This is a genomic window from Streptococcus sp. (assembly GCF_032481935.1).
In the GTDB taxonomy this organism is placed as follows: domain Bacteria; phylum Bacillota; class Bacilli; order Lactobacillales; family Streptococcaceae; genus Streptococcus.
Genome location: NZ_JAWERU010000002.1, coordinates 55,040 through 67,550 on the forward strand (window position 1 = coordinate 55,040; position 12,511 = coordinate 67,550).

Below are 12,511 nucleotides of genomic sequence, written 5' to 3' on the forward strand. Positions count from 1 at the left end.
GATTTTCTTAGAAAGTGACATCTACTTTATCATTCTCAAAGAATAAAATTGCCAGATCTCCTGTTGGGGTCTGGCTTTTATGGTATACTTAGGATATGCATAGAAAAACAGTGATTGATTTTAGGGCTTTGGGCGAGCGATACACCTTTACCCAGCCTATCAAAGAGTTAAAAACCAGAGATTTAGCAGAAGTAACAGACTTGTTAGCTCAAGTGGAAAGCTACCAAGAGCAGGGCTATTATGTGGTGGGTTATGTCAGCTATGAGACTGCGCCAGCTTTTGAGGAGAAGTTGGCGGTTCACGAGGGTCCCTTGTTAGGAGAGTATCTCCTCTATTTCACTATTCATGACAGCGTTGAAAAATCTAGCATTCCTCTGACTTATGAGGAGGTGGATTTGCCGTCAAACTGGCAGGAAGTAACAGCGGCAGAGGACTATGAAAAAGCGATTGCCCAGATTCATCATCATTTACGACAGGGCGATACTTATCAGGTCAATTATACTGTTCAACTCAAGCAGGAGTTGTCTGCCAATCCTTTTGCCATCTACAATCGTATGGTGGTGGAGCAGGAGGCGGGTTACAATGCCTATGTTGAACATGACGACATGGCAGTGATTTCTATGAGTCCAGAACTCTTTTTTGAACAAAATGATCGTGAATTGACGACTCGTCCAATGAAGGGGACGACTAAACGTGGTCTGACTGATGCTGAAGATTTGAAAGAAGCAGCTTGGTTGGAGCAGGATCCCAAAAATCGTTCAGAAAATATGATGATAGTGGACCTCTTGCGCAATGACATGAATCGTCTGTCTGAGGTGGGAAGTGAGCATGTGGAACGTTTATGTCAGGTGGAACAGTATTCAACGGTTTGGCAGATGACTTCGACCATAAAGAGTCAGTTACGACCGGATGTTGACCTAGTAGAAATCTTCCGTTCACTCTTTCCATGTGGTTCTATTACAGGAGCTCCCAAGATAGCGACTATGGAAATTATCAAGAACTTGGAACCACAAGCGCGTGGAGTTTACTGTGGAACTGTTGGACTCTTACTTCCCAATGGACGAAGGATTTTCAATGTGGCTATTCGAACCATTCAACTGCATAGAGAGCAAGCCATCTATGGAGTTGGTGGTGGCATCACTTGGGATAGTACTTGGGAGTCAGAATACCGTGAAGTCCAGCAAAAGGCAGCTGTTCTTTACCGAAAACAGCCTCGTTTTCAACTGATTACGACAGGAAAAATCAGCCAGAAAACCTTGCTCTTTGAAAAGCAACATCTAGAAAGACTACAAAAGGCTAGTCGTTATTTTGCCTTTCCATTTGACCAAGAAGTTTTGAGACAAAAGATAAAGGAAGAGTGTCAAGCTTGTGACCTCCATCAAGACTACCGTTTGCGAATCAGTCTCAATAAGTCTGGAGAAATAGACATTGATCGACAAGTATTAACACCACTTAGTTCTAGCTTCTGTCAGGCTAAACTTTGTCGGCAAGAAGTTGATTTGCAGCAGGCCTTTACCTACTTTAAGACGACACACCGACCACATTTGACAACAGGAGAGCAGGAAATCATCTATCACACTGCTGGTGGAAAATTGCTTGAAACCTCTATTGGCAATCTGGTCTTAAAAATGGATGGCAAGCTCTATACACCTCCTAGTCAGCTAGGCCTGTTACCAGGGATTTATCGCCAACATTTACTTGAAAATGGGCAAGTAGAAGAGAAAATTCTGACTTTAGAAGATTTGAAGCGAGCAGAAGCCATTTATGGATGTAATGCAGTTAGGGGATTGTATGAGTTGTCTGTAAAGGAGAACTAAATGAAATTAATATTTTTGCACGGTTTGGGACAGTCAGCAGATAGTTGGAAAGAAGTTCAGGATTTGCTGGCAGATTATCCCTCTGAAGCCCTGGACTTATTTCCTTCAGGAGTTGGGACCTACCAAGAAGCCAAGGAACGCATTTATCAGCACTTATCAAAGGAAACAGAACCTTTTGTCTTAATCGGTTTGTCTTTAGGGGCTGCACTTGCATTGGAGCTTTCAAGTTCTGAGATACCAAATCTTCAGGCCTTGGTTTTGTCAGGATGTCCACTGAAATTAGCAGGTAACATTCCTTTTTATATTCAGTTGCTGATATTCAAATTGCTTCCTAAGAGGATATATGAGAAGCAGGGGGCAGATAAGGCTCTTATGGTTGGAGTTTCCGAAGAATTAAAAACACTTGATTTAAGAGAGATTGCCCGGAATTGCCCCTATCCAAGCTTGTTAATTTGTGGTAGTCAGGATAAGCCTAATCTCACTTCAATGAAAAGTATTCATGAACTGATGCCAGATTCCCAGTTTCAGATCATCCCTGACGGCCCTCATGTCTTGAATAAGGCAAAACCAAAAGAGTTTGCAGAATTAACCAGAAGTTTTCTTGAATTGCTGAAATAAGTTTGATAAAATAATACTGAGGTTGATATTATAATTTTAGGAGAAAATCATGAACAAACGTCATTTATTAAAACTAGGCTTAGCTTCTTTACCTGCCCTAGCTTTGTTTTTACAACCTGTTGTGGCAGATGAAAGTATCCATTTTTCAAGCTGTAAGGAAGCTTGGGAGAATGGTTATGCAGATATTCATAAGGGAGAACCAGGTTATTCTGCTACCCTGGATAAGGATCATGATGGGATCGCTTGTGAATCGAAGAATGCGCCTAAGGGTGTTTTAAAAGAGAAAAAGACGAGTGCATCTCAAGCTAACAACAATGTAGCACCTACCCCAAGTGTAGCAGCTGAAAGTGGCTGGGTTCGTCAAAATGGATCTTGGTACTATTTTTCTGAGAATGGAAATCCAGTAACAAATACTTGGCAGGGGGCTTACTACCTCAAGTCAGATGGAAGAATGGCTGAGAATGAGTGGGTATACGATAACTATTACCAAGCCTGGTATTACCTCAAATCAGATGGATCTTATGCACGCAATACTTGGCAGGGAAGTTACTATCTCAAATCAGATGGTAAGATGGCTCAGGGTGAATGGATTTATGATTCTTACTACAAAGCCTGGTATTACTTGAAATCAGATGGATCTTATGCGCATAATATTTGGCAAGGTGCATACTACCTCAAGTCAAATGGTAAAATGGCTCAGAGTGAGTGGGTCTATGACTCTTCTTACCAATCTTGGTACTACTTAAAATCAGATGGATCTTATGCACGCAATGCATGGCAAGGAAATTACTATTTGAAATCGGATGGTAAAATGGCTAAGAATGAGCGAGTGGATGGCGGACGCTATTATGTAGATGCTTCTGGTTTGTGGAAACCATAGAATAGAAAAAAATCTGGAAAGTTAATGCAAACCTTTGCACTGATTGGCAGATTTTGTTATACTAGTACTGTAAGCATTTTCAATTAAGGATAAGGAGAAGACGATGAGTCAAAAGATTATTGGGATTGACCTTGGTGGAACTTCTATCAAGTTCGCTATTTTAACGCAAGAAGGAGAAATCCAAGAAAAATGGTCTATTAAGACTAACATTTTGGATGAAGGAAGCCATATCGTAGATGATATGATTGAAACTATTCAACACCGTTTGGGCTTGCTTGGATTGTCTGCTGAAGATTTTCGTGGAATTGGTATGGGGTCTCCTGGTGTAGTTGACCGTGAAAAAGGGACTGTTATCGGTGCCTACAACCTCAACTGGAAAACTCTTCAACCAATCAAAGAAAAAATGGAAAAAGCCTTGGGGATTCCATTCTTCATTGACAACGACGCCAACGTGGCAGCTCTTGGTGAGCGTTGGATGGGTGCTGGTGAAAACCAACCAGACGTTGTCTTTATGACACTTGGTACAGGTGTTGGTGGCGGTATCGTAGCAGAAGGTAAATTACTCCACGGTGTTGCTGGTGCTGCAGGTGAACTTGGACATATCACAGTTGACTTTGACCAACCAATCGCATGTACGTGTGGTAAAAAAGGCTGTCTTGAGACAGTAGCTTCAGCAACAGGGATTGTCAACTTGACTCGTCGTTATGCAGATGAATACGAAGGCGATGCAGAGTTGAAACGCTTGATTGATGACGGAGAAGAAGTAACAGCTAAAACTGTCTTTGATTTGGCAAAAGAAGGGGACGACCTTGCTTTGATCGTTTACCGTAACTTCTCACGTTACTTGGGTATTGCATGTGCCAACATCGGTTCAATCCTTAACCCATCAACAATTGTTATCGGTGGAGGGGTATCAGCTGCAGGAGACTTCCTTCTCCAAGGCGTGCAAAAGGTTTATGATGAAAATACCTTCCCACAAGTTCGTACAACCACTAAGCTGGCTCTTGCCACTCTAGGAAATGACGCTGGAGTTATCGGAGCAGCATCACTTGTATTGCAATAAATAAACATAAAAAGGAGAAAATTGCTTTCCGTAAGCGAGTGATTTTCCTCCTTTCTTTTTTTATGCTATACTAGTTAAGACAATAATTGAGGTGAGAGTAAATGACAAAAGCAGACACGATTTTTAAAGAAAATATCGAGCGAATCTTGAATGAGGGTGTGTTTTCCGAGCAAGCACGTCCCAAGTACAAGGATGGAACTGTTGCCAATTCCAAGTACGTAACGGGTGCTTTTGCAGAGTATGACTTGGCTAAGGGGGAATTTCCCATCACGACCTTGCGCCCCATCGCAATCAAATCAGCCATCAAGGAAGTACTTTGGATCTACCAAGACCAGACCAATAGTTTGGAAGTACTCAATGACAAGTACAATGTTCACTACTGGAATGACTGGGAAGTTGGAGATACAGGGACTATTGGGGAACGTTATGGGGCTGTTGTTAAGAAGCATGACATCATTAACAAGATTCTCAAACAGTTAGAAGCCAATCCTTGGAACCGTCGCAATATCATCTCTCTTTGGGATTACCAAGCTTTTGAGGAGACAGATGGCCTCCTTCCATGCGCCTTTCAGACTATGTTTGATGTCCGTCGTGTAGATGGGGCTATCTATCTGGATGCGACTTTGACCCAGCGTTCTAATGATATGCTGGTGGCTCATCATATCAATGCTATGCAGTATGTGGCTCTTCAAATGATGATTGCCAAACATTTTGGATGGAAGGTTGGGAAATTCTTCTACTTTATCAATAACCTTCACATCTATGACAATCAATTTGAACAAGCTCAGGAATTGCTTCGTCGTGAGCCTTCAAACTGCCAACCACGTTTGGTCTTGAATGTACCAGACGGGACTAACTTCTTTGATATTAAAGCAGAGGATTTTGAGCTGGTTGATTATGATCCAGTCAAGCCACAGTTGAAGTTTGACTTGGCAATTTAATACTCTCTGAAAATCTCTTCAAACCACGCTAGATTCCTAGTTTCCTATTTGGTTTTTATTGAGTATAAAAGAATAGAAAAAAAGAAGTTGAGAAAAATCTCAACTTCTTTTGTTGCTTAGTGTGATACGCGACGACGCGCTGCTTTCTTACGATTTTCTTCGATGAAAGCTGCTTTTTGTTCTTCTGGTTCGATCACTTTCTTTTTAACTGCGTATACTGCACCTGCAACTGCAGCGACAGTTCCTGCAATACCTGTTACAAGACCTTTAGCGAATCCTTTAGCCATGAGTATTCCTCCTTTAACTTATAAATCAGCCAGCTACCTCAAGAGGTCGTATTTTTCTGACTGACCTTTTTATGATATAATAATAGTAACGAAAAAATGGGAATTTTTCAAGGAAAAAAGATGAAAACAAAAATAATTGTGATTGTTGGACCGACTGCAGTTGGAAAGACAGCTCTAGCCATTGAAGTTGCTAAGCATTTTAATGGTGAAGTAGTTAGTGGAGATAGCCAACAAGTCTATCGAGGACTAGATATTGGGACAGCCAAGGCTAGTCCAGAGGAGCAGGCAAGTGTTCCTCATCATTTGATTGATGTGAGAGAAGTAACCGAGTCTTACTCGGCTTTTGATTTTGTTTCAGAAGCTAAGACGGCCATTGAGGATATTCAAAGTCGAGGTAAGCTCGCTATTATTGCAGGTGGGACAGGACTTTATATCCAGAGTCTGCTAGAAGGCTATCATCTAGGTGGAGAGACACCTCATGAGGAGATTTTAGCTTATCGTGCTAGTCTAGATCCTTTTTCAGATGAGGAGTTAGCCCATCTGGTTGATCAAGCAGGCCTTGAAATTCCCCAGTTTAATCGTCGTCGTGCTATGCGTGCCTTGGAAATTGCCCATTTTGGTCAGGATTTGGAAAATCAAGAGACCTTGTATGAACCGCTGATTATCTGCTTGGACGATGAACGTAGTCAGCTTTATGAGCGTATCAATCACAGAGTGGACCTGATGTTTGAAGCTGGACTTCTAGACGAAGCCAAATGGCTGTTTGACCATTATCCAGATGTTCAAGCTGCTAAAGGAATTGGTTACAAGGAACTCTTTCCTTATTTTCGAGGAGAGCAGTCCTTGGAAGAAGCTCGTGACAGTCTCAAACAGGCGACACGCCGTTTTGCCAAGCGCCAGCTAACCTGGTTCCGTAATCGCATGCAGGTAACCTTTTATCAGATAGGAGAATCTGGTGTAAAAGACCGTATTTTAAACCAGATTGAGGAGTTTTTAAATGATTGAAACGGAGAAAAAAGAGGAGCGAGTCCTGCTGATTGGTGTTGAACTTCAGGGCATGGATAATTTTGACCTCTCCATGGAAGAACTGGCTAGTCTGGCTAAGACGGCTGGTGCAGTTGTAGTCGATAGCTACAGACAAAAACGTGAAAAATACGACTCCAAGACCTTCGTCGGTTCTGGTAAGTTGGAAGAAATTGCTCAAATGGTGGACGCAGAGGAAATCACGACAGTCATTGTCAACAACCGTCTGACACCTCGTCAAAATGTCAATTTAGAAGAAGTTCTAGGGGTCAAGGTTATTGACCGTATGCAGTTGATTTTGGATATCTTTGCCATGAGAGCTCGAAGCCATGAAGGAAAGCTTCAAGTTCATCTTGCGCAACTCGAGTACCTCTTGCCTCGTTTGGTGGGTCAGGGGATTATGCTTAGCCGTCAGGCAGGGGGCATTGGTTCTCGTGGTCCAGGTGAAAGTCAGCTGGAGCTTAACCGTCGTAGTGTTCGCAATCAGATCACAGATATTGAGCGTCAACTCAAAGTCGTTGAGAAAAATCGAGCGACAGTTCGAGAAAAACGTTTGGAGTCAAGTACCTTTAAGATTGGTTTGATTGGCTACACCAATGCTGGAAAGTCAACTATCATGAACACCTTGACTAGCAAGACTCAGTATGAGGCAGATGAGCTCTTTGCGACTCTGGATGCGACAACTAAAAGCATTCATCTGGGGGGCAATCTACAGGTAACCTTGACAGATACCGTTGGATTTATTCAAGATTTACCGACAGAGTTGGTGTCTAGTTTCAAGTCGACCTTGGAAGAAAGCAAGCATGTGGATCTTCTGGTTCATGTTATCGATGCCAGCAATCCTTACCACGAGGAGCATGAAAAAACGGTTCTGTCCATCATGAAAGACTTGGATATGGAAGATATTCCGCGCCTGACCCTCTACAATAAAGCCGATTTGGTGGAGGATTTCACGCCTACCCAAACGCCTTATGCACTCATTTCTGCCAAGTCTGAGGATAGTCGTGAGAACTTGCAGACTTTATTTTTAGAGAAAATCAAGGAGATTTTTGAGAGCTTTACCCTGCGCGTGCCTTTTTCAAAATCCTATAAAATTCATGATTTAGAAAGTGTTGCAATTCTGGAAGAACGCGATTATCAGGATGGCGGCGAAGTCATTACAGGCTGCATTTCTGAAAAAAATAAATGGAGGTTAGAGGAATTTTATGACTGATATTAAAACTTTAGCTCTAAAGTATGGAGGTTATACAAGTCTGGATAAGGTCTTTCTGGATCAGCTTCTAGCTGGTAAAACAGAACAGGAGCAGTTGGCCCTTATCACGCCTCCGCCAAGTGTGGTCAATGCCTACTTTGCTGAACTCTACCAGAAAAAGAGTCCTGAGGCTGCGATGGATTATTTTGCAGAACTCAGCCAGGAACTGAATCTCTACAATGTTGAGCCAAGCTTCACCATAGAAAACAAGCCTTTTATTCGTCTTAATTTATCTGGAAAATCCTTTGGTTTTTGCTATGAGAGTGAGGGTCTGGGTCGAATTTTTTCTGAAAATAAAGAAGTTATTTCGGAAGATTTGCTCTTTGAAATTGCGCAAATTTTTCCTCATCAACTAGTCTTTGAAGAGTCTGGTAAGATTTACATGAAGGCTGTTGGAGATGAGGAAGTTGTTAGTGTGGAGAGTCTCACGGCTTTGACGGATTTAGAAAGCTTGGCTGATGGTCGTAAGCGTCTCAAAGGCTACAGCCAAGAGGATTTACTGCAAGAAGCTAAAGCTTTTTCTGGCAAGCGCTATTTCCGATCGGAAAACCGCACAGCCATGTTATATATTGATTAATTAGAAAGTATCGAATGGACATTCAATTTTTAGGAACGGGGGCTGGTCAGCCCTCTAAAGCCCGTAACGTCTCAAGTCTCGCCCTGAAACTCTTGGATGAGATTAATGAAGTTTGGCTCTTTGACTGTGGAGAAGGAACGCAAAATCGCATTCTGGAAACCACAATTCGACCACGTAAGGTCAGCAAAATCTTTATCACCCACCTGCATGGAGACCACATTTTTGGCTTGCCAGGATTCCTTTCTAGCCGTGCTTTTCAGGCCAATGAAGAGCAGACAGATTTGGAAATCTATGGACCTCAAGGGATCAAGTCCTTTGTTTTAACCAGCCTTCGTGTGTCGGGTTCTCGTTTGCCCTACCGCATTCATTTTCATGAATTTGATCAAGATTCTCTAGGAAAAATCCTGGAGACCGATAAGTTTACGGTGTATGCAGAGGAGTTGGACCACACTATTTTCTGTGTTGGCTATCGTGTCATGCAAAAGGATTTGGAAGGAACTTTGGATGCTGAAAAACTCAAGGCTGCTGGAGTCCCATTTGGCCCACTTTTTGGAAAAATCAAAAACGGTCAGGATGTTATCCTAGAAGACGGCACCGAGATCAAGGCAGCAGACTACATCTCAGCACCGCGACCTGGTAAGATTATCACCATTTTGGGAGATACTCGAAAAACAGATGCTAGTGTGCGTCTTGGGGTCAATGCGGATGTTCTTGTCCATGAGTCCACTTATGGTAAAGGTGATGAGAAAATTGCCCGCAATCATGGTCACTCAACCAATATGCAGGCTGCTCAGGTAGCGGCAGAAGCAGGAGCCAAACGACTCTTGCTCAACCATATCAGTGCACGCTTCCTTTCAAAAGACATTAGTCAACTCAAGAAAGATGCGGCAACGATTTTTGAAAATGTCCATGTGGTTAAAGACCTAGAAGAATTGGAAATCTAGGATCTCGAGAAAGGATAAATATGTCTACTATTCTCATTACGGGTGCTAGTGGTGGTCTAGCCCAAGAAATGGTCAAACTCTTGCCCAATGATCAATTGATTTTGCTGGGTAGAAATAAGGAAAAATTAGCTCAACTATACGGAAATCATCCTCAGGTAGAATTGATTGAAATTGATATTACTAATGAGCAAGCCTTAGAAGGACTGGTAGCTGACCTCTATCTCCGTTATGGTAAGATTGATGTTTTGATTAACAACGCTGGCTACGGGATTTTTGAGGATTTTGACAAGATTTCTAATCAAGATATTCATCAAATGTTTGAGGTTAACACCTTTGCTCTCATGAATCTATCACGTTTGCTTGCAGCTCGTATGAAGGAGATGCGAAAAGGGCATATCATCAATATCGTCAGTATGGCAGGATTGATAGCGACTAACAAGTCCAGTCTATACTCTGCGACCAAGTTTGCGGCCATTGGTTTTTCAAATGCTTTGCGCCTCGAACTCATGCCCTATGGTGTCTATGTGACAACGGTTAATCCAGGCCCAATCCGTACAGGATTTTTTGACCAGGCTGATCCAGACGGCAGTTATCTCAAATCGGTTGACCGTTTCCTACTCGAGCCAGATGTAGTAGCTAGAAAGATTGTCAAAACCATAGGGAAAAACAAACGAGAACTCAATCTCCCAGTCTTACTCAATCTAGCCCATAAGTTTTATACCCTCTTTCCCAAGCTAGCAGATAAGTTGGCTGGAGAAACCTTTAATTATAAGTGATAAAGCTGTTTCCTTGAGGAATGGCTTTTTGCTTTAATTAGGAGAAGTTGTTCATCGAAAATAATCCCTAAAAATACTGGTATTTTATCTCTATTTGATAGTTTTAGAGTATAATTGAGATAAGAAAGGTCATTAGATAAATGAAGTCCCAAACCAGCTAGCTTACCCTAGATAATGCCCTATGTATAGTCGGAGGTCGACAATGGAATTATTGACAATTGACCAAATCATTTCCCTTACCCAAGAAGAAACACAAGGGCTGGACCCTGAGATAAGAGAAGGGATTGTCCTTAATAAAACAGATTTGCCAGTGTCCGAATTGGATCGTTTGAAAAGTCAACTTCAAATCCAAGATTTGGATCCGATTTTTTGGAAGTATATTCTGGCCTATAACTGGGGGCAGGTCGGTTTTTTAAGTTACCAGTTTGGATATGGGGACGACACTAGTTTGACTTGGTTGATCAATCGCAATTTGAAATACCATGATTACTCAACTCTACAAGAAAGCGGCCTGATCATCATTGCAAATGGAGATCCCTACACTATTTTGCTGGATTGTCAATCTGGGGTAGTCTATGCTCTTGATGCAGAGATGAACTATGATGAAAAAATATGGCTGGCACCAGATTTTCTAGCATTTGTTAGAGCCATGGGAACGGCCCAATTTGCAGTTTGGAAGGGTTGTGAAAGTGACTTCATCCACTTGATGACTAGAAAAGGCCATGAGTCCAGTTTGATATTCTGGCAGAGTCTGGTCGGATTTTATGATTGAAAATAGAAGGAGCAGGTCATGGAATTTATAGTAGCTGAGGAGGGAATTCCTCAAAATATCGGATGTCAGGGAGCCTTGATTGCCTATTATGGCAGTGAGATAGAATTTCATTATGAAACCGTGCCACCGCACGGTGATGAGATTTTTTCTGCCAAGTTGCCTTTGTTAGAGCTTGAACTACCCTTTTGGATCTATGGGAGAAATCTCATATTCTTAGACGCTTACTACCTTTTAGCTGAAACTGTTAAGAAAGGAACGTGGAATCCCATAACCAGTATACTTATCAACATTCATATGGGGAAGTACGCCAGCCTAGATCACTGGTACAATCATATATCTATTGAGCAAGACGGTCTTGAGTTGAAAAATGATTATGATGGACAAGTCCTGACTTTGAAAACTGTTGACAATCTTCATTGGATTGCCCTAGACGCTATATCAGAAGAAAGGAACTAAAAATGGCAAAGAAAAGAGTAACTTTACCCAAGGACTTCAATGAACTACTAACTGATGGCAATATTGACCAATTAAAGGCCGTGTATGACAAGTGTGAGCTAACTGCCCATAACGGGAGATATAGTTTAAGTACGGCTCTGCATTTTGGTGGGGTTCCTGATGAGCTGGTTATCTGGCTTGTCGAACAGGGCTTAGATATTAATATCCCTGATTATTATGGTGCAACTCCTTTGTATCGTCAGGCAACCATGGGGAGAGAGACTGTAAAACTCTTGCTTGAATTGGGGGCAGATATTGAAAAAAGCAATACTTATGGAAATACACCTCTACACATGGCAGCTGAGTTTTTTCATCCTAAGACAGTTGCGCTTCTCTTAGAAAAGGGGGCAAGTGTCCATTCTAAGAATGATAGGGGGCAAACTCCCCTAGACTCTGTTCTCACTGTCTGTCGGGGAATCTATATTGCCCAAACAGCTGAGATCGCCTCTATGCTTCTGGATGCGGGTGCTAAGAAAACACCAGCCATGAAAGAAAAGGTCGAAAATATTGGTAAAGATTTTGAGTTTCATAGAGAAGGGATCAATCCTGACTATTTGGAAGCAGCAGATAAGGGTTTAGCCAAACTTTATCGTTTGTTTGATGTCAAGCCAGTAGCCAAACGAATAACTCATGATGGAGTTTCTACGATTTTAGTAAAAGAAGGTAGTTGGGAGGAGCAATATGAGGAACTTTGGTCCTTCTTAATCCCTTCAAGTGGCGCAGCAAAAACTGTTCAGGGAGAAGTTATCCGTATACCAGGTCGAGTTCGAGATGAACTGGATCGTAATGGTGGGGCCAACTGGGACAGGGACTATAGAAAAATGCTTCAGACTCTCCCTCAATATTTGTCTCTAGGAAATCCCCTTTCAGAACAAGAATTAGCAGAGACTAAAGACCTTATTGCTCAGGTTCATGGGAAAGATTTTGATGACGAGCCTCGCCTAGACCGCCTGTGTCAGCTAGCTATTGCTTGGATTAAGCAAAATCCTGAACCCTTTCTCCTAGCAAAAACAAGTTATAAGCGTTAAAAAGCATTGGAAGACAGATAAAAAAAGAAATCATGGTG

Annotated in this window: 14 protein-coding genes; 13 read left to right on the top strand and 1 reads right to left on the bottom strand. The window is 42.0% G+C overall.

The features are described from left to right. Positions 1 to 95 precede the first annotated feature (95 nt). The 5 genes from pabB (at position 96) to E7C97_RS00680 (ending at position 5,319) form a co-directional block, all read left to right on the top strand. Positions 96 to 1,817: an aminodeoxychorismate synthase component I gene (pabB, locus tag E7C97_RS00660; RefSeq protein WP_316107615.1), complete on the top strand. Its 1,722-nt coding sequence runs from the start codon at positions 96 to 98 to the stop codon at positions 1,815 to 1,817. Further along, positions 1,818 to 2,435, top strand: a complete 618-nt coding sequence (locus E7C97_RS00665) for an alpha/beta hydrolase (protein ID WP_316107616.1) — start codon at positions 1,818 to 1,820, stop codon at positions 2,433 to 2,435. Between the two features lie 49 nt (positions 2,436 to 2,484). Further along, the gene (locus E7C97_RS00670) at positions 2,485 to 3,315 is read left to right on the top strand and encodes an excalibur calcium-binding domain-containing protein (protein WP_316107618.1); all 831 of its coding nucleotides are present in this window, start codon (positions 2,485 to 2,487) and stop codon (positions 3,313 to 3,315) included. Positions 3,316 to 3,418: 103 nt separating this feature from the next. Continuing rightward, a complete protein-coding gene (locus E7C97_RS00675; protein WP_316107619.1) occupies positions 3,419 to 4,378 on the top strand; it encodes an ROK family glucokinase in 960 nt (319 codons plus the stop codon). Positions 4,379 to 4,479: 101 nt separating this feature from the next. Next, positions 4,480 to 5,319, top strand: a complete 840-nt coding sequence (locus E7C97_RS00680) for a thymidylate synthase (RefSeq protein WP_316107620.1) — start codon at positions 4,480 to 4,482, stop codon at positions 5,317 to 5,319. Between the two features lie 116 nt (positions 5,320 to 5,435). Here E7C97_RS00680 and E7C97_RS00685 read toward each other — a convergent pair whose 3' ends face one another. Continuing rightward, positions 5,436 to 5,606 carry a DUF3042 family protein gene (locus E7C97_RS00685; RefSeq protein WP_001051776.1) on the bottom strand — a complete coding sequence of 57 codons (171 nt, stop codon included), beginning with the start codon at positions 5,604 to 5,606 and terminating at the stop codon, positions 5,436 to 5,438. A gap of 120 nt (positions 5,607 to 5,726) precedes the next feature. On the opposite strand from E7C97_RS00685, the gene miaA reads away from it, so the two are divergent. The 8 genes from miaA (at position 5,727) to E7C97_RS00725 (ending at position 12,473) form a co-directional block, all read left to right on the top strand. Next, positions 5,727 to 6,611 carry a tRNA (adenosine(37)-N6)-dimethylallyltransferase MiaA gene (gene miaA / locus E7C97_RS00690; RefSeq protein WP_049502757.1) on the top strand — a complete coding sequence of 295 codons (885 nt, stop codon included), beginning with the start codon at positions 5,727 to 5,729 and terminating at the stop codon, positions 6,609 to 6,611. Continuing rightward, positions 6,604 to 7,842 (top strand): GTPase HflX, encoded by a 1,239-nt coding sequence (gene hflX, locus E7C97_RS00695; protein WP_316107623.1) that lies wholly within the window; start codon positions 6,604 to 6,606, stop codon positions 7,840 to 7,842. The genes miaA and hflX overlap by 8 nt, the downstream gene beginning before the upstream one ends. Continuing rightward, the gene (locus E7C97_RS00700) at positions 7,835 to 8,458 is read left to right on the top strand and encodes a cystathionine beta-lyase (RefSeq protein WP_316107625.1); all 624 of its coding nucleotides are present in this window, start codon (positions 7,835 to 7,837) and stop codon (positions 8,456 to 8,458) included. The genes hflX and E7C97_RS00700 overlap by 8 nt, the downstream gene beginning before the upstream one ends. A gap of 14 nt (positions 8,459 to 8,472) precedes the next feature. Next, entirely contained in the window at positions 8,473 to 9,402 is a 930-nt protein-coding gene (gene rnz / locus E7C97_RS00705; RefSeq protein ID WP_075228201.1) for a ribonuclease Z, read from the top strand. Positions 9,403 to 9,422: 20 nt separating this feature from the next. Beyond that, on the top strand, positions 9,423 to 10,178 hold the full coding sequence (locus E7C97_RS00710) for an SDR family oxidoreductase (RefSeq protein ID WP_075228202.1): 756 nt from the start codon (positions 9,423 to 9,425) through the stop codon (positions 10,176 to 10,178). 202 nt (positions 10,179 to 10,380) lie between these two features. Then, positions 10,381 to 10,950: an SMI1/KNR4 family protein gene (locus tag E7C97_RS00715; RefSeq protein ID WP_316107627.1), complete on the top strand. Its 570-nt coding sequence runs from the start codon at positions 10,381 to 10,383 to the stop codon at positions 10,948 to 10,950. Between the two features lie 18 nt (positions 10,951 to 10,968). Beyond that, entirely contained in the window at positions 10,969 to 11,406 is a 438-nt protein-coding gene (locus tag E7C97_RS00720) for a hypothetical protein (RefSeq protein WP_316107629.1), read from the top strand. A 2-nt stretch (positions 11,407 to 11,408) separates the two neighbouring features. Beyond that, the gene (locus E7C97_RS00725; RefSeq protein ID WP_316107632.1) at positions 11,409 to 12,473 is read left to right on the top strand and encodes an ankyrin repeat domain-containing protein; all 1,065 of its coding nucleotides are present in this window, start codon (positions 11,409 to 11,411) and stop codon (positions 12,471 to 12,473) included. Positions 12,474 to 12,511: the final 38 nt, after the last annotated feature.